This window comes from Stenotrophomonas sp. PS02300, from assembly GCF_029959395.1.
Lineage (GTDB): Bacteria > Pseudomonadota > Gammaproteobacteria > Xanthomonadales > Xanthomonadaceae > Stenotrophomonas > Stenotrophomonas maltophilia_AD.
This window is the reverse complement of record NZ_JASCOP010000098.1, coordinates 1-16,076: the sequence shown is the minus strand read 5'-3', so window position 1 is coordinate 16,076 and position 16,076 is coordinate 1. Positions and strand designations below refer to the sequence as shown.

Sequence of the window (16,076 nt, the reverse complement as noted above, 5' to 3'; positions counted from 1 at the left end):
GGGCGGGTTTGCGGGACTGTCAAAAACATGGATGTTTTTGACAAGCCTCCATGGACGGATTCACGGCGTGTCCCGCAAACCCGCACCCGCCAGCCAAACCGGGGAAGCCCGCAGCCCAGGGCTTTAGACCTCAGGGCGCCAACTCAACCCGATTCCGCCCATTCCCTTTCGCCCGGTACAAAGCAGCATCCGCCCGCTCCAGCGTCTGCTCCACGGTGTCACCTGAACGATGCGCCGCGACCCCGATACTGACCGTCACCGGAAATCCCAGCGGCAGGTCGGAAACGGCCATACGCAGGAAATCGCACTGCAGCTCCGCCGTCCGCAGGTCCGTATCCGGCATCAGCACCACGAACTCTTCCCCGCCGTAGCGCGCCGCCAGCCCACGGCCCGAGAACTGCGCCCGCAGCAGCACCCCCAACTCCGCCAGCACCCGGTCGCCCGTCGCGTGCCCGTTGAAATCGTTGATCTGCTTGAAGTGATCGATATCCACCAGCGCCACCGCCGTCTGCCGTGGCTGCCCGTCCGCATCCAGCACCGACGCATCCAGTGCCACCGCCATCGCCCGCCGGTTCGGCAGCCCCGTCAGCACATCCGTCCGGCTCTGCTCCGCCAAGTCCGCGTTCTGCGCCAGCAGCACATCGTGGTACTCGCTCAGCAGCCGCTCGTAATCGTCGCGCTCCACCATGTGCGTCTGGATGTCCAGCGCGAAACGGCGCAGCTCCATCACCAGCATCACCTGCCGCGACAGCGCCGCCAGCGCCTCCGTCTGCTGCGCATCCAAGCGTTGCGGTCGCGGATCGAACACGCACAGCGTGCCCAGCGGCAGGCCCTCCGTACTCACCAGAGGCGCCCCCGCATAGAAACGAACCTTCGGATCCCCGGTCACGTTCGGGTTGTCATGGAAGCGCACGTCCGTGCGCGCGTCTTCCACCACCATCACCTCCGACGGCTGCAGGATCGCGTGCCCGCACATCGACTCCGAGCGCGGCAGCTCCCGCGCGTCCACCCCCTCGATGGACTTGAACCACTGCCGTTCCGCATCGATCAGCGTCACCGCCGCCATCGACGCGCCACACACCGCCTTGGCGATGGTGACCAGGTCATCGAAGGATTTTTCCTTCTCCGAATCCAGGATGCGGTATCGGTACAACGCCGCCAGGCGGATGGCCTCGTTGACGGGCTTCTCGGGCTTGATCATGCAAAGGTCGAATCCGGGAACTGCGCCCAGCTTACTTAGCCGTTGGTTACCCGCAAGTGCAGGCTTACCAGTCCTGCTGCTGCGGCAGCAGCCCCTTCAATTCCGCATCGGTCAGGTTGCGCCACTGGCCCGGCTTGAGCGCCCCGATCTTGACGTTGTCGATCCGCACCCGGCGCAGCTGCGTCACCCGGTAATCGAACGCCGCCGCCATCAACCGGATCTGCCGGTTCAGGCCCTGCTGCAGCACGATCCGGAAGCCGAACTTGGCGATGCGCGACGCCCGGCATGGCAGCGTCGTTTCATTGTGGATGCGCACCCCGCGCGCCATGCCGCGCAGGAACTCGTCCGTGACCGGCTTGTTCACCGCCACCAGGTACTCCTTCTGGTGGTTGTTTTCCGCACGCAGGATCTGGTTGACGATGTTGCCGTTGCTGGTCATCAGGATCAGGCCTTCCGAATCCTTGTCCAGCCGGCCGACCGGGAAGATGCGCTGCTCATGGCCGACGAAGTCGACGATGTTGCCCTTCACCGCGCTCTCCGTGGTGCAGGTGATGCCCACCGGCTTGTTCAGCGCGATGTACACATGGCGGCGGCCGCCGGCCTTCTTCGCCTCGCGCGCGCGCAGCGGCTGGCCGTCGACCAGCACCACGTCGCCCTCGCCGACCACCGCACCGGTACCGGCCGGATGGCCGTTCACGGTGACGCGGCGCTCGCCGATGATGCGGTCGGCTTCACGCCGGGAACAGAAGCCGGTTTCGGCAATGAACTTGTTGAGTCGGGTTGTCATCGCGCCATTATCCGGCAAAACCCCGTCCGGCGTGGGATCAGGCGACCAGCGGATCATCCGCCGGCAGCGGCTGTTCACCGTCGCAGACCTGGTCGCGGCCGGCACGCTTGGCCCGGTACATCGCATGGTCCGCGCGCCGCAGCAGCCCGGCCAGGTCATCACGACCCGGGCGCAGCACCGCCAGCCCGATGCTGACCGTCACCGCCAGCCCGGAAATGCCCAGCGGCGCGGTCACCGCCGGAATCTGCCGGCGCACGCTTTCCAGCCGGGCCAGCGCCGCCCCGTGGCTGGCGCCGGGCAGCAGCACCAGGAACTCCTCGCCGCCCATGCGGATCACGTCGTCCTGCACCCGCACCGCCCCGCGCAGGCCGCGCGCCACCGCCACCAGCACCTGGTCGCCCACCTCATGGCCGAAACGGTCGTTGATGTCCTTGAACAGATCGATGTCCAGGAAGCCGATCGCCAGCGGCAGCTGCTCGGCACCCGCCCGTTCCAGGTGGCGGGCCAGCAGGTGCAGCCCGTGGCGCCGGTTGGGCAACCCGGTCAGCGCATCGGTATCGGCCAGCTGGCGCATCTCGTCACGCTGCTGGCGAAGCTTGCCCAAGCGAAGGTTGAGCGCGTAGGCGGCCATCATCAGGAACCAGGTCGCCGACAGCTGCAGCGCCTCGATCCGGTAGGCGGTCAGCCAGTGCGCGTGCAGCGCATCGGCGATGATCAGGATCCACCACGGTGCCAGCGCGAACAGCCCCGCCGCCGCATAGCCATCGCGCTGCACCAGCGCCCACAGGCCCACCCCGAGGCAGACCACGCAGCCCAGCACGAATACCGCCTCCAGCGCGGCCGCCATCCAGGCCAACCCGGCCGTGCCCATCCACGGCACGCACAACCCGGCCAGCACCAGCCCCCACAGCACTGCGCGCTGGCCGGTGCCCGAACCCGGCCACAGCCGGGCGCCGCCATTGAGCCGCCACAGGATCGGCAGCAGCAGCGCCAGCGCGAACGCGCTCAGCGCCACCAGCCACCACGAGGCGCGGTCGTGCACCGGCAGCCAGGGCTCCGGGTAGCCGCTCAACCCACCCAGCACCGCCTGCCACAGCACGAACACCGCGCAGATCGCCACGTAGTAGAGGAAGGTGCGGTCGCGGGCGGTCACGAACCCCATCAGCGCCGACAGCGCCAGCGCGATCGCCACCGCGATGCAGGCCGCGCGCACCAGCAGGCGGGCGGTATCGTTCTGCTGCACCGGGCTGGGCGCGCCCAGCCGTACCGTGGGAATCCAGCGCGATTTCAGTGGCGTGGCCCAGGACACCACGATCGGTTCGCGCTCGCCGGCCTTGGGCACCACCACCATGCCGACCCCCGCGCGGAAGCGCGAATCGCGGGTGCGGGCATCGTGCATGTTGCCGCAGATCTGGCGGTCGCCGTGGCTGATGCGCACTTCGCCGGTCAGCACCCCGAACACATCCACCGCCTGTGGCGCACCGGACCAGCCGTCGGCAGGGGCCGGGATCGAAAGGATGTCCTGGTGGTGGGCGAGCATTTCCGGGGTGCAGGCGCGTTGTGGCGCCTGCTGGTCGGTGGCAGCCCCCAGCAGCAGCACATCACGCCCGACCTGGGCCGTGCCGGCCAACGCCGTGGCCGACAGCAGCAGGCACATCAGGCCGGCCAGCCAGCCAATGGCCCTGCTCATCCCCTGCTTCCTGCTGTCGCTGCGCCTCACACCATCACCCTGTCGCCCTGCACCGCCACGCACACCGCGTGGCGTCCCCGTGGCGATTATCGCAAGAAGGCGCGCCGGTGCACGTGACAGTTCAGGAAAGGCGGCTGGACTGCACCGGGGCCTCCCGCCACAACGAGGGCTGGGTAAGCTTTCCGTTCGATGGCATAGCCCTGCAGGCCGTCCACGCCCAGGGTCCGCAGCTGCGCGGCGATTTCCTCGGACTCCACCCACTCAGCCGTCACGCTCATGTGCAGCTCGCGGCCGATTTCGGTGATGGCGCGCACCGTGGCACGGCTGACCGGGTCGATATCCATGTCGCGCACGAACACCCCATCGATCTTGAGCATGTCCGCCGGCAGCTGGCGCAGGTACCCGAACGAGGACAACCCGGCGCCGAAATCATCCAGTGCCACCCGGCACCCGCGTGCCTTGACCCCTTCCACGAAGCTGCGCGCCTGGTCCAGGTTGCTGATCGCCGCGGTCTCGGTGATCTCGAAACACAGCTTGCGCGCCAGCCCCCGGTTGCGCTCGAGCAGGTCGCAGACGAACGCCAGGAAGCTCGGCTCGGCGATCGACTGGGCCGATACGTTCACGTTGCACAGGCCCAACCGCTGCACGTGCGCCGGGCACAGCTGCAGGTGGCGGAACAGCAGCCCCAGCACGTGCCGGTCCAGCGCCATGCCCATGCCATAGCGCTCCACCGCCGGCATGAAATCGCCCGGGCCCTGCAGCTGGCCATCGGTACTGCGCATGCGCACCAGTACCTCGTAATGCAGGAAGCCGGGATCGCCGACCTGTTCGATGCGCTGGGCATACAGCAGCATGCGGTTCTCGGCGATCGCACTGGACACGCATGCCAGCCGGTCGGCTTCCAGCAGGCGTTCCTCCAGCGCCATCCGGTTCTCGTTGAAGCAGTGCACGCGGTTGCGCCCGGCCTGCTTGGCCGCATAGCACGCGCTGTCGGCCGCACTCATCAACCAGTTCACGTCGGCCACGTCCCCGGTGATTTCGACCACCCCGATGCTGCAGCTGACCCGCGGCAATCCGTCGTCGCGCTGGAAGCCGGCCTGGCCCAGGTTGCGTGCGATCCGCTGCAGCACCTGCGTGGCTTCCTCCTGGCGGGCGTCGGACAGGAACATCGCGAACTCGTCCCCGCCCATGCGGCCGACCCAGTCGCCCTCGCGCACCGCGCCCTCCAGGTAGTCGGCGAAACCGCGCAGCAGCTGGTCACCGGCAGCGTGGCCAAGCCCATCGTTGACCAGCTTGAAGTAGTCCAGGTCCAGGTAACACAGGCTGTGGGTACCGCCATGGGTGCGCACATCCAGCAGCGCCAGCTCCAGCTGGCGCTCGATCTCGCGCCGGTTGATCAACCCGGTGAGCGGATCGTGGCTGGCGTGGTGCTCGACTTCGCGCGCCAGCGCGTGGTTCTGCGACACGTCTTCGATGATCGCGAACACCGAGACATCGCGGCCGGGGCTGCGCACCAGGGTGCCGCTCCAGCGTCCCCACAGCAGGCCACCGTCGGCATGCCGGAAGCGCAGTTCGCCCGGGCGCAGCTGGCGCGGCCAATCAATGTCGCCGGCCTCGTCCAGCACCAGCTCGCCATCGACCAGCAGCTCCGGCAGCTCCATGCCCAGCAGCGCGTCGCGGCGATAGCCGAGGATGTCGGCCATGGCCTGGTTGGCCTCGACGATGCCCCCGGCATGGTCCAGCTTGAGCATGCCCACCGTAGCCTGGTAGAACGCGGCGCGGAACCGGCTTTCGGTATCGATCAGGTCATTGCGCACGCGCCGCGACAGCAGCACCGCCACCAGGGTGATGAGCAGTACCGACAGGCCACCGACGATCAGCGTGGCCATGCGCACGATGGAGGCAGTGTTGAGCAGCGCCAGCGAGAATGCGCGGGCCTGTGCCTGCAGGCTGCGGTCCAGCGCCTGCAGTTGCACCAGCAACGCTTCGCGCATGGGCGGCTCCACGCGGCCGTCGGCATGCATCGCTTCGGCGGTGTCCATCATCGCCTGCAGCTGGGCCAGGCCGTGGTCGGTCTGCTGCCACAGGTGCACCGCATCGCGGAAGTAGCCAAGATGGCCCAGGTAGCGGAACGACAGGATCAGCCGGTTGATGTCGCCCGGCTGGTTGCCGCCCTGCAGGAAGCCACGCCGTGCCCGCGCGACATCCACATCGTCCTGTTCCAGTGCGCGACGTGCGTCGAGATCACCCAGCGGCACCTGCAGCGCCGCGCGCGCTTCGGCCAGTGCGGCCGGATCGCCTGATGTGAGATAACGCTCGAGTGCGAAGGAAGCGTGCTGCTGGCTGCGCGACCAATGGCTCTGCCCCACGATCCAAGCCGTGGATGCGCCCTGCAGTTCCTGGATCAGCGCCGACAGCGCCACCAGCCCGACCGCCATGCCGGTAAGCAATACGAACCGCAGCGTCAAACCCCGCGTTACATGCGGTACGGCGGTGCTACCCACATCCCTGCTGCCTCCCAGCATCACAGATCCCTCCGGTGCCCATGGGTGCTTGGCATAGTCCCCTGCCACTGCAGGCTAGGTCCAGCTCTGTTGAAATGGCGCGAAGTTTGCCGTCACACCCGCTCAGGTTCCTGAAACAACAACGCCAGCCCGAAGGCTGGCGTTGTTGGGATGCTGCGATGTGAAGCGATCAGCCGTTGCGCGGGCCGCGCGGCTTGAAGCCGTCACGACGCGGCGGACGGTCGTTGCCGCCCGGGCCGCCCGGGCCACCTGGACCGCGGTGACCGCCCGGACCACCCGGCTTGCCGCCGCGGCCGAACTTCGGCTTGAACGCCGGGCGTGCCGCGCCCGAGCCGGCGGTGTCTTCACCCGGCTCGACCTTGCGCATCTGGAGCTGCTGGCCCGACACCCACACCTTCTTCAGGTGGCTGAGCAGGTCGGCCGGCATTTCCGCCGGAAGATCCAGGATCGAGAAATCGTCACGGATGTCGATGCGGCCGATGAAGCGGCTTTCCAGCCCGGCTTCGTTGGCGATCGCGCCGACGATGTTGCCCGGCTTCACGCCGTGCACATGGCCCACTTCGATGCGGAAGGTTTCCATGCCGGGTTCCGGCTCGCCGCGCGGGGCGATCTCACGGCGCGGGGCACGCTCGAAACCACCGTCGTTGCCGCCGAAATCGCCTTCCGGACGCGGCGGACGCGGGCCACGGTCGTCTTCACGGCGCGGGCCACGCTCGAAGCGCGGTTCGAAACGCGCCGGGCGCTCGCCACGGTCGTTGCGATCATTGCGCTGGTGCGGCGAACGGTCTTCACGGGCACCTCGCACCGGCGGGGTCAGCAGGAACGGCGAATCGCCCTGCAGCAGCTTGGCCAGCGCGGCGGCGATGTCGATCGCCGGCACGTTCTTCTCGCCTTCCAGCTTCTGCAGCAGGTCGCGGTAGAAGTCGGTGCCGCCGGCATCGAGCGCATCGCTGATGCGGCTCATGAACTTGTTGATGCGGGTGTCGTTGACCGCGTCCACGCTCGGCAGCTGCATCTCTTCGATCGGCTGGCGGGTGGCGCGCTCGATCGCACGCAGCATGCCCTTTTCGCGCGGGGTGGCGAACAGGATCGCGTCACCGGTGCGGCCGGCACGGCCGGTACGGCCGATGCGGTGCACGTAGCTTTCGGTGTCGTACGGAATATCGTAGTTCAGCACGTGGCTGATGCGCTCCACGTCCAGGCCGCGTGCGGCCACGTCGGTGGCCACCAGGATGTCCAGCTTGCCTTCCTTCAGCATGCCGATGGTGCGTTCACGCTGCGCCTGCTGCATGTCGCCGTTGATGGCGGCAGCGGCCAGGCCACGGGCCTGCAGCTTTTCGGCCAGTTCTTCGGTGGCCGCCTTGGTGCGCGAGAAGATGATCATCGCGTCGAACGGTTCCACTTCCAGGATGCGGGTCAGCGCGTCCAGCTTGTGCATGCCGCTCACCCACCAGTAACGCTGGCGGATATTCGCCGACGTGGTGGTCTTGCTGACGATGGTGACTTCGGCCGGGTTCTTCAGGTAGGTCTGCGCGATGCGGCGGATCTGCGACGGCATGGTGGCCGAGAACAGCGCCACCTGGCGGGTTTCCGGCAGCTTCTTCAGGACCGCTTCGACGTCGTCGATGAAGCCCATGCGCAGCATTTCATCGGCTTCGTCCAGCACCAGGGTCTTCAGCTCGGACAGGTCCAGGGTGCCGCGATCGAGGTGATCGATCACGCGGCCCGGGGTGCCGACGATGACGTGCACGCCACGGCGCAGGGCCTGCAGCTGCTGGCCGTACGGCTGGCCGCCGTAGACCGGCAGCACGCGGAAGCCGGGGATGCCCGAGGAGTAGGTCTGGAACGCCTCGGCGACCTGGATGGCCAGTTCGCGGGTCGGCGCCAGCACCAGCACCTGCGGCTTGGTCTGGTTGAAGTCGAGGTTGGACAGGACCGGCAGCGCGAAGGCGGCGGTCTTGCCGGTGCCGGTCTGGGCCTGGCCCAGCACGTCGCGGCCTTCCAGCATCGCCGGGATGGTGGCAGCCTGGATCGGCGACGGCGTTTCATAGCCGACGGTGGCAACGGCCTTCATCACAGCGTCGGACAGGCCGAGGTCTGCGAACAGCAGCGGCGTGGGGGATTCTTGGGACATGGGGAACTCCGAAGCCACTACCGTTTTACGTGGCAGTGGCATAAAAAAGGGGATGGTCCGCGCTTTGGGCGCCCTTTCTTATCGCGTGCCCTGGCGCTGCTCGGTCGGAGGAGAATTCACTCGCTCAGGGCGCGATGATACCGCATGGATCCTGAACCACGTGTACAGATTTCAGCATGGAGGCTGTAAACGCCGCGTGCTGGCGCACAATACGCGCCCGCTTTCGGCCCGGCCCCGCGTCCGCGCCCCTTCACAGGATACCCCACCCCATGCAGACCCTCGAATTTGAACTGGACACCGACTACGTTGAGCTCAAGCAGCTGCTGAAGCTGGCCGACCTGGTCACCAGCGGCGGCGAAGCCAAGACCGTGATCAGCGATGGACAGGTGCTGGTCAATGGCGAGGTGGAGCTGCGCAAGGCCTGCAAGATCCGTGGCGGGCAGCAGGTCCAGTTCGGCGACACCGTGATCAACGTCATCGCCGATACCGACGCCCCGTAACCGGTGGGTCACGACCGTTGGTCGTGACACCTCAGCGCTGTGTAAGGTGCGCGGCGATCAGCTGCCGGAACGGCGCCACCCCGTGGGCCAGCCGCAACCCCGCCCGGCGCAGCACCCGCGCCGGCAGGCGGTCATCGGTGTAGAGCGTGGCGATCGCATTGGTCGCCTCGTACAGCGGCCGCGAGGCCAGCCGGTGCCCGCGCTCGTAGGCGGCCAGCCCGCCCGGCGCGGCGATGTCGGTGCCCCGCCCGGCCGCCCGGCGCAGCACCGCGGCCAGCCGGTCCTGGCTCTGCAGGCCCAGGTTGAAACCGTGCGCGGTGACCGGGTGCATGCCCACCGCCGCGTCGCCGATCAGCGCGCAGCGCGCGCCCACGAACGCATTGGCGTAGACCCCCACCAGCGGGTACGCGATGGGGCGCGCCACCGGCGTCATCGCCCCCAGGCGGTGTTCGAAACAGTCACTGATGCTGCGCCCGAAGGTCGCCGTGTCCTGTGCCAGCAGCGCCTCGATGTCGCGCGGCGGCAGCGTGATCACCGCCGAGGCCTGGTCGCCGTTGAGCGGCAGCAGCGCCATGGTGCGGCCATAGCCGAACCATTCCCATGCGGTGTGCTGGTGCGGCACCTCGATCTGCATCCGGCACACCAGCATCGATTTGCCGAAATCGCGCATGCGTGCGCCGATGCCCAGCATGCGCCGGGTGGACGAGAACCGGCTGTCGGCCGCCACCACCAGCTGCGCCTGCAGCCGGCGGCCATCGGCAAGGGTCACCTCGCTGTGCCGCGCGCCGGGCACGATGCCGCGCACGCTGCACTGGTCGAGGATCTCCAGGTCGGCCTGGCCCTGCACGCTGTCCCATGCCGCGCGGCGGATCAGGTGATTGGGCACCAGCCAGCCCAGGTCGCCGCCCTGCGCGTCGCGCGCGGCGAAGGTCAGCGCGAACGGTGAGCCCCCATCCATGACCTTGGCATCGCGCAGCGGCGCAATGTCAGCGGGGTCCAGCCGCTGCCACAGGCCCAGCTGCTCCAGGATGTGCCGCGAGGCATGGGTGAGCGCGATCTCGCGCCCGTCGAAGGCGGCCTCGGCCAGCGCCGCGCGCGGCTGCTGCTCCACCACCGCCACCCGCAGGCCACTGCCGGCCAGCGCGCGGGCGAAACACAACCCCGCCGGCCCGGCGCCCACCACCAGCACATCCACTGCCATTGCGCGATCGTCTGGCATGCTCCCTTCCCGTTGCGTGTCCACGACCGAGCTTACCGCTCCCGGCCAGGCGCGCCCTTGATCTGGATCAGCCGCGTCGGCGACGGTTCACGCCAGCCCGTGCAGCAGGCGCCACAGCAGCAGCACGATGCCCAGCAGCGACACCACCCAGACCAGGCTGCGCACGTAGGGAATGCCGGCGGCATACAGCGGCACATAGACCAGCCGCGCCCAGAAATACAGCTGCACGGCCAGCGCGGTGGTGCTGTCCTGGCGCTGGGTGAGCACCACCGCCAGCACGGCGGCGGCAAAGAACGGGAAGGTTTCCAGGAAGTTGGCCTGCGCCCGCTGCAGGCGCGCAGCCAGCGGCCCCGGCGGCGGCGGTACGCCATCGCGGGCCGACGCATTCCAGGCCAGGCCGCGTTCGCGGGTGACCGCGCCGGCGGCGATCATCACCCGCACCAGCCCCAGCACGATGGCCCAACCCAGCATCTGGATCTCGATACCCATGCGATGTTCCTCCTGTGGTCAGGGAGCGGCGGCGCGGACGCTGTAGCCGGCCAGGCGCCAGATCCTGTCTTCGTCGAAGCGGAACGACACCAGCTCGCGCACCGGCTGCGCGCTGTTGGCGAACTTGGTGGGGAAGCTGACGTTGATGTACAGGCCTTCGGGCACGGTGGCGCCCGCCTTGTACTTGACCCGCGTCACCACCGGCTGGCCGCGCGAGACCAACGCGCCCAGCCGTTTGCGGTCGCCATCGAGCTGGGCCACGAACGCCTGCTCGGTAACGGACTTGCGGGCCACTTCGGACGCACCCTTCCAGGCCTCGCCGGCGCGCCCGCCGTCGACCAGGGTCGCCACCTTCAAACCGGCAGCGGCCATTTCCTGGTCCTGCTTCTGCACCTGGGCCTGCTGCTGCGGGGTCAATGCCGGGCGTGCCGGTGCGGCCGGGGCGGCAGGTGCCGGGCGCGCGGGCGCCGGTGCCGGGGTGGCCGGCGGCGGCGTCTGGGCCAGGGCAACAGCGGGAAGCAGGAGCGACAGCAGCAGCGGAACGCGCATCGGGGCACCGTAGGCAGCAGTGGATTTCACAGCAGTCTACGGGAACCCCGTGAGCAGGCCGTCAGTTGCGTTCGGCCGCCTCCGCGGGCGGCTGGTCGGCATCGCTGGCGGTGCGTTCGGCCACCGCATCACGCGGTTTTTCGCGGGTGGGCAACAGCGTGGACACATCGATTTCCGACAACGGGCTTTCGTCCGGGCAGGCCACGTCCGGGAAGCCGAAGCGCTGCTTGAGCGTCTGCCCGCAACGGGTAATCACGTCCAGCTCGCTGCCTTCGCGCTTGCACTCCTGGTCGAAGGCGACCAGGAACGCATCCTTGCGGCGCACGAAATCGTCGCCGCACTTGCGCATCTGCTTGATCCGCTCCAGGTCGTCCTGCACCGCATTGGTGCCGTCCAGGCCGAACTGGCGCAGCTCGTCGCTGCTGAGCAGGCGCAGGCTGCGGTTGGGTACCGTCATCATCAGGTCGGCCACGCCGACGGCCACGCCGTTGCGCTGCAGGTAATCCTTGACGTTGTCGTAGACCTCGTGGAGTTCCAGGTTGAGCTCGGCGCGCGAGGTTGCCTTGGAACTGATCCGCATCATCCGGTGGATGCCGACCTTGCCCGACACCAGCCGGTTGTCGCCGGCCGCCAGCACGAACACGCAGGCGCTGTGGCAGACCGAGCCTTCGCGCACCCAGATGGTCCAGTTGGATTCGCCGATGCGGTCGCCGGCCACGATCGCCGCCTCCACCTGGCCGCCGCTGGAATCCAGGTCCAGGATGCGGCGCGAGACGCGCTGGGCATCGGCCACCAGTGCGATCCGGGTCATCAGTTCGGCGAACCCGGGATTGATCTTGCCCGCGTAGCGCACGCGCAACAGGCCACGTTCGACGCAGGGGGCGATGGCCGCTTCCAGGCTGGCACGGTCCAGCGCCTCCAGCGCGGCACCATCGCCGCCTTCGTTGGCGTACTCGGTGTCGCAGCTGAGCCAGGCCTTGCCGTTGTCCAGCGCTACCGTCGGCCAGCCCTGTTCGCCCTTGCGCGGCGGCGGTGGTGGCGCGGGCGGTGCATCGGCGGCGTTGAACGACACCATGTGGTCACCGTCGGCGGTCTGCGCCCGCACCGCCTTGTCGGCGGCGGTGACGTTGCCGGGGTTCTCCAGCTGGCTGCAGGCGGCCAGCCCCAGGCACAACAGCAACAACCCGCACGACTTGAGCAGCATGGACACCCGGCTTCCAGACAAAGGGCGTGCCGAAAACGGCACATGAAGGCACAGTCTAGTGCGCCCGGCCGACATCGCGGCAACCTGCCCTGAACCGCACCGGGCGTGCCCGGCATTGCTGTCCGAAAACGGCGAGCCGGGCCCCGGCCAGGCGCATAGACTGGGCCCCATGGACACCGCCCTGCCCCTGGATTACGCCGCCTGCGAAAGCGCCCGCCTGGCCCGCGATGCGCGCTTCGACGGCGTGTTCTTCACTGCCGTGCGCAGCACCGGCATCTACTGCCGGCCGGTCTGCCCGGCGCCGGCGCCGAAGCCGGTCAATGTCGATTACTACCCCACGGCGGCCGCTGCCGCGGCGGCGGGCTTCCGCCCCTGCCTGCGCTGCCGGCCGGAGCTGGCCCCGGAAGCGCAGGACGCACTCAGCAACGAAACCCTGCAGCGCGCCCTGGCGCTGATCCACGATGGCTTCCTGCAGGATGCGGCGGTGGGCGACCTGGCTGCCCGGCTCGGCCTGAGCGCGCGCCAGCTGCAGCGGCTGTTCGTGGCGCGGCTGGGCGCGGCCCCGGCGCAGATCCACGCCACCCGCCGGCTGCTGCTGGCCAAGCAGCTGCTGACCGAAACCGCGCTGCCGGTCACCGACGTGGCCATGGCCGCCGGCTACAACAGCCTGCGCCGCTTCAACGCCGCGTTCGCGGAAGGCTGCGGCATGCCGCCCACCGCGATCCGGCGCCAGCGCGGCGTGCTGGCCGACGGCGCGCTGACCCTGCGCCTGGGCTACCGGCCGCCGCTGGATTTCGCCGCGATGCTGGGCTTCCTGCGTCGCCGCTGCATCCCGGGCATCGAGCAGATCGACGACAGCAGCTACCAGCGCGTGATCGGCCCGGCCGAGCGCCCCTCGGTGATCCGGGTCACCGCCGATCCGCGCCGGTCCGAGCTGCTGCTGCAGCTGGGTCAGGTCGATCCGCGCGCGATCCCTGGCATCGTGCGCCGGGTGCGGCGCATCTTCGACCTGGATGCGGACCTGCGCATCGTGCACGCCACGCTTGGGCAGGACCCGCTGCTTGCGCGCGGCATCGCGCAACGCCCCGGGCTGCGCGTACCCGGCGGCTGGGAGGGCTTCGAAGTGGCGGTGCGCGCGGTACTGGGCCAGCAGGTCAGCGTGGCGGCGGCCATCACCCTGGCGCGGCGCGTGGTCGACCGCTTCGGCACCCCGCTGGAAGGCATGCCCGAGGGACTGGACCGCCAGTTCCCCACGCCGGAACAGCTGGCCGACGCGCCGCTGGAAGGCATCGGCCTGCCGCGTACCCGCGCGGCCACCGTGCGCGCGGTAGCGGCCGCCGTGGCCGACGGCAGGCTGGATTTCCATGCCGGCCAGCGCCTGGACACCTTCATCGAACGCTGCGTGGCCCTGCCTGGGATCGGGCCGTGGACCGCGCACTACATCGCGCTGCGCGCGTTGGCGCTGCCCGATGCCTTCCCCGCCGGCGACCTGGTACTGCAGCAGGTGCTGGGCGGTGATACCCGCTTGACCGAGCGCGCCACCGAGGCCCGCTCGCAGGCCTGGCGGCCCTGGCGTGCCTACGCCGTGCTGCACCTGTGGCATCTGGCCACGTCCGCTTCGGAGTAACCGCATGAACCTGCTCTACGACACCTTCGACAGCCCCATCGGCGCGCTGACCGTGGCCGGCGACAGCCAGGGCATCCACCACATCCTGTTCGAGAACAACCGCTACGACGCCAAGGGTCGCGCGCACTGGCAGCGCGATGCGCATGCGCTGCGCGATGCGCGCACCCAGCTGCTGCAGTACCTGCGCGGCGAACGCACCGCGTTCGAACTGCCCCTTGCTCCGCACGGTACCGAGTTCCAGCTGCGCGTATGGAAAGCGCTGGCCGACATCCCCTTCGGCGATACCTGGAGTTACGTGCAGCTGGCACGCCACATCGGCCAGCCCACCGCCAGCCGCGCGGTCGGCGCAACCAACGGGCGCAACCCGCTGCCGATCGTGCTGCCCTGCCACCGCGTGATCGGCAGCAGCGGCGCACTGACCGGCTTCGGTGGTGGCATCGAAACCAAGGCCGCGCTGCTCGACCTCGAATCGCGCACGCAGCCGCTGTTCGCCTGACCCTGCCATTGGTTGTCTTCGCCGCGTCACTGCGGCGAACTATGATGGACGGATGATTTCCGTCCGCCTGTCGCTGGCGCTTGCCGCCGCCCTCGCGCTGAGCAGCTGTGCCAGCGTCCCGTCCACCCCGCCGACCGCAGCCGCAGCGGACGCCACCACCGTGGCGGCCAGCGCACCGAAACTGCTGCTGGTGTCGATCGACGGCCTGCGCGCGGACATGCTGGACCGGGGCATCACCCCGAACCTGCAGCGCATCGCGAACGACGGCGTGCGCGCGCAATGGATGACGCCGTCGTACCCGTCGCTGACCTTCCCCAACCACTACACGATCGTGACCGGGCTGCGCCCGAACCACCACGGCATCATCCACAACAGCATGCAGGAAGAAACGCTGGGCCGGTTCCAGCTCAACCTGCGCGATGCGGTGACCGATTCGCGCTGGTGGGGCGGCGAACCGATCTGGGTCGGCGCGGAAAAGGCCGGCATCCGCTCGGCCACCTGGTCGTGGCCGGGCAGCGAAGCGGCGATCCAGGGCGTGCGCCCCAGCCAGTGGCGCGTGTACGACGCCAACGTGCCACTCGCCGACCGCGTCGACCAGGTCCTGGGCTGGCTCGGCCAGACCGATGCCGATGCACCGCGCCTGGTCACCCTGTACATGGAGCAGGTCGACAAGGCCGGGCACCACAACGGCCCGGACTCGCCCGAATACGCCGCAGCCATCGTCGCCGTGGACACCGCCATCGGCCGCCTGCTTGACGGCCTGAAGGCACGCGGGCTGGACGCCACCACCAACCTCATCGTGCTGTCCGACCACGGCATGGCCAGCGTGCCGGACGGCCAGACCATCGCGGTGGAAGACATGGTCGATCCGTCCATCGCCAAGGACGTATCGCTGGGCCAGTCGATCGGCTTCGCGCCGCTGCCGGGCAAGCAGCAGCAGGCCGAGAAGATCCTGCTGGGCGCACATGCGACCTACGACTGCTGGACCCGCCAGACCCTGCCCGAGCGCTGGGAATACGGCAGCAACCCGCGCATCCCGCCGATCGTGTGCCAGATGCACGAAGGCTGGAACGCACTCAGCCGCGAGCGCCTGGCCAAGCGCGAACCGGGCGACCGCGGCTCGCACGGCTACGATAACGCCCTGCCCTCGATGCGCGCGATCTTCATCGCCCGCGGCCCGTCGTTCAAGCAGGGTGCCAACCTGCGCGGCTTCGACAACGTCGACGTCTACCCGTTGATGACGCGCCTGCTGGGCATTCCGGCCGCCCCGAACGATGGCAATCCCGAGACGCTGGTTCCTGCGTTGAAGTGATTTCGATTGCTGATCTGTTATCGCGAACGGCAGCGTTTCAGTTCATCCGTGTTGGGGAGGCCGACAGAGGGTCGCGTGCGGAAACGAAGAGCAGCCACGCAGGGCGTGGCTCTACGCGGCGGGTACGCCGAATGAACGTGGCGCCAGGTACCCCGAATGAACCTCGGAGCGGTAGCGTCGGTTCCCAAACGACGGCACGGAACGCCACCGCGTCCGGTGACGCATGAAAATGATCGACGCCGGCCTTTGATCTTCCATGGCCACCGACACACTGTCGGGGGCCGGCGGGGGCGGGGGTACGGGGGCTTTGCGAAACATGGATGTTTCGCAAGAGCCCCCAAGG

Annotated in this window: 13 protein-coding genes; 4 read left to right on the top strand and 9 right to left on the bottom strand. The window is 68.9% G+C overall.

The genetic code is table 11. The features are described 5' to 3' along the window. Nucleotides 1–130: 130 nt before the first annotated feature. The 5 genes from QMX79_RS15640 to QMX79_RS15620 form a co-directional block, all read right to left on the bottom strand. Complete coding sequence (locus QMX79_RS15640; protein ID WP_282247544.1) at nt 131–1,201, bottom strand: sensor domain-containing diguanylate cyclase; 1,071 nt, start codon at nt 1,199–1,201, stop codon at nt 131–133. Nucleotides 1,202–1,265: 64 nt separating this feature from the next. Then, entirely contained in the window at nt 1,266–1,988 is a 723-nt protein-coding gene (locus tag QMX79_RS15635; protein ID WP_093533149.1) for a pseudouridine synthase, read from the bottom strand. A gap of 37 nt (nt 1,989–2,025) precedes the next feature. Then, complete coding sequence (locus QMX79_RS15630; protein ID WP_282247547.1) at nt 2,026–3,645, bottom strand: GGDEF domain-containing protein; 1,620 nt, start codon at nt 3,643–3,645, stop codon at nt 2,026–2,028. A gap of 119 nt (nt 3,646–3,764) precedes the next feature. Then, the gene (locus tag QMX79_RS15625; RefSeq protein WP_336618871.1) at nt 3,765–6,203 is read right to left on the bottom strand and encodes an EAL domain-containing protein; all 2,439 of its coding nucleotides are present in this window, start codon (nt 6,201–6,203) and stop codon (nt 3,765–3,767) included. A gap of 169 nt (nt 6,204–6,372) precedes the next feature. Continuing rightward, nucleotides 6,373–8,337, bottom strand: coding sequence for a DEAD/DEAH box helicase (locus QMX79_RS15620; RefSeq protein WP_282247541.1), 1,965 nt, complete (start codon nt 8,335–8,337; stop codon nt 6,373–6,375). A gap of 269 nt (nt 8,338–8,606) precedes the next feature. Here QMX79_RS15620 and QMX79_RS15615 point away from each other — a divergent pair, with 269 nt between their 5' ends. After that, nucleotides 8,607–8,837 carry an RNA-binding S4 domain-containing protein gene (locus QMX79_RS15615; RefSeq protein WP_282247540.1) on the top strand — a complete coding sequence of 77 codons (231 nt, stop codon included), beginning with the start codon at nt 8,607–8,609 and terminating at the stop codon, nt 8,835–8,837. A 31-nt stretch (nt 8,838–8,868) separates the two neighbouring features. On the opposite strand, the gene ubiM is transcribed toward QMX79_RS15615, so the two are convergent. From ubiM to QMX79_RS15595, 4 genes are all read right to left on the bottom strand, one after another. Further along, nucleotides 8,869–10,038: a 5-demethoxyubiquinol-8 5-hydroxylase UbiM gene (gene ubiM / locus QMX79_RS15610; RefSeq protein WP_282247546.1), complete on the bottom strand. Its 1,170-nt coding sequence runs from the start codon at nt 10,036–10,038 to the stop codon at nt 8,869–8,871. Between the two features lie 105 nt (nt 10,039–10,143). After that, entirely contained in the window at nt 10,144–10,545 is a 402-nt protein-coding gene (locus QMX79_RS15605; RefSeq protein WP_282247539.1) for an MAPEG family protein, read from the bottom strand. 18 nt (nt 10,546–10,563) lie between these two features. Then, nucleotides 10,564–11,094, bottom strand: a complete 531-nt coding sequence (locus QMX79_RS15600; protein ID WP_282247538.1) for a DUF4019 domain-containing protein — start codon at nt 11,092–11,094, stop codon at nt 10,564–10,566. A 61-nt stretch (nt 11,095–11,155) separates the two neighbouring features. After that, nucleotides 11,156–12,295: a hypothetical protein gene (locus QMX79_RS15595; protein WP_282247545.1), complete on the bottom strand. Its 1,140-nt coding sequence runs from the start codon at nt 12,293–12,295 to the stop codon at nt 11,156–11,158. Between the two features lie 172 nt (nt 12,296–12,467). Here QMX79_RS15595 and QMX79_RS15590 point away from each other — a divergent pair, with 172 nt between their 5' ends. From QMX79_RS15590 to QMX79_RS15580, 3 genes are read left to right on the top strand one after another with little or no spacing between them, the layout of a single operon-like run. After that, the gene (locus QMX79_RS15590; RefSeq protein ID WP_282247537.1) at nt 12,468–13,925 is read left to right on the top strand and encodes a DNA-3-methyladenine glycosylase 2; all 1,458 of its coding nucleotides are present in this window, start codon (nt 12,468–12,470) and stop codon (nt 13,923–13,925) included. Between the two features lie 4 nt (nt 13,926–13,929). Continuing rightward, the gene (locus QMX79_RS15585) at nt 13,930–14,421 is read left to right on the top strand and encodes a methylated-DNA--[protein]-cysteine S-methyltransferase (protein WP_282247536.1); all 492 of its coding nucleotides are present in this window, start codon (nt 13,930–13,932) and stop codon (nt 14,419–14,421) included. A 52-nt stretch (nt 14,422–14,473) separates the two neighbouring features. Further along, nucleotides 14,474–15,733 (top strand): ectonucleotide pyrophosphatase/phosphodiesterase, encoded by a 1,260-nt coding sequence (locus QMX79_RS15580; RefSeq protein ID WP_282247535.1) that lies wholly within the window; start codon nt 14,474–14,476, stop codon nt 15,731–15,733. Nucleotides 15,734–16,076 lie beyond the last annotated feature (343 nt).

What these genes read in the sequence shown, in the direction of transcription:
- QMX79_RS15580 (WP_282247535.1), top strand. Translation starts at nt 14,474, where the DNA reads ATGATTTCCGTCCGCCTGTCGCTGGCGCTTGCCGCCGCCCTCGCGCTG.
- QMX79_RS15605 (WP_282247539.1), bottom strand. Translation starts at nt 10,545, where the DNA reads ATGGGTATCGAGATCCAGATGCTGGGTTGGGCCATCGTGCTGGGGCTG.
- QMX79_RS15590 (WP_282247537.1), top strand. Translation starts at nt 12,468, where the DNA reads ATGGACACCGCCCTGCCCCTGGATTACGCCGCCTGCGAAAGCGCCCGC.
- ubiM (WP_282247546.1), bottom strand. Translation starts at nt 10,038, where the DNA reads ATGGCAGTGGATGTGCTGGTGGTGGGCGCCGGGCCGGCGGGGTTGTGT.
- QMX79_RS15640 (WP_282247544.1), bottom strand. Translation starts at nt 1,201, where the DNA reads ATGATCAAGCCCGAGAAGCCCGTCAACGAGGCCATCCGCCTGGCGGCG.
- QMX79_RS15625 (WP_336618871.1), bottom strand. Translation starts at nt 6,203, where the DNA reads ATGCTGGGAGGCAGCAGGGATGTGGGTAGCACCGCCGTACCGCATGTA.
- QMX79_RS15630 (WP_282247547.1), bottom strand. Translation starts at nt 3,645, where the DNA reads ATGTGCCTGCTGCTGTCGGCCACGGCGTTGGCCGGCACGGCCCAGGTC.
- QMX79_RS15585 (WP_282247536.1), top strand. Translation starts at nt 13,930, where the DNA reads ATGAACCTGCTCTACGACACCTTCGACAGCCCCATCGGCGCGCTGACC.
- QMX79_RS15635 (WP_093533149.1), bottom strand. Translation starts at nt 1,988, where the DNA reads ATGACAACCCGACTCAACAAGTTCATTGCCGAAACCGGCTTCTGTTCC.
- QMX79_RS15600 (WP_282247538.1), bottom strand. Translation starts at nt 11,094, where the DNA reads ATGCGCGTTCCGCTGCTGCTGTCGCTCCTGCTTCCCGCTGTTGCCCTG.
- QMX79_RS15615 (WP_282247540.1), top strand. Translation starts at nt 8,607, where the DNA reads ATGCAGACCCTCGAATTTGAACTGGACACCGACTACGTTGAGCTCAAG.
- QMX79_RS15620 (WP_282247541.1), bottom strand. Translation starts at nt 8,337, where the DNA reads ATGTCCCAAGAATCCCCCACGCCGCTGCTGTTCGCAGACCTCGGCCTG.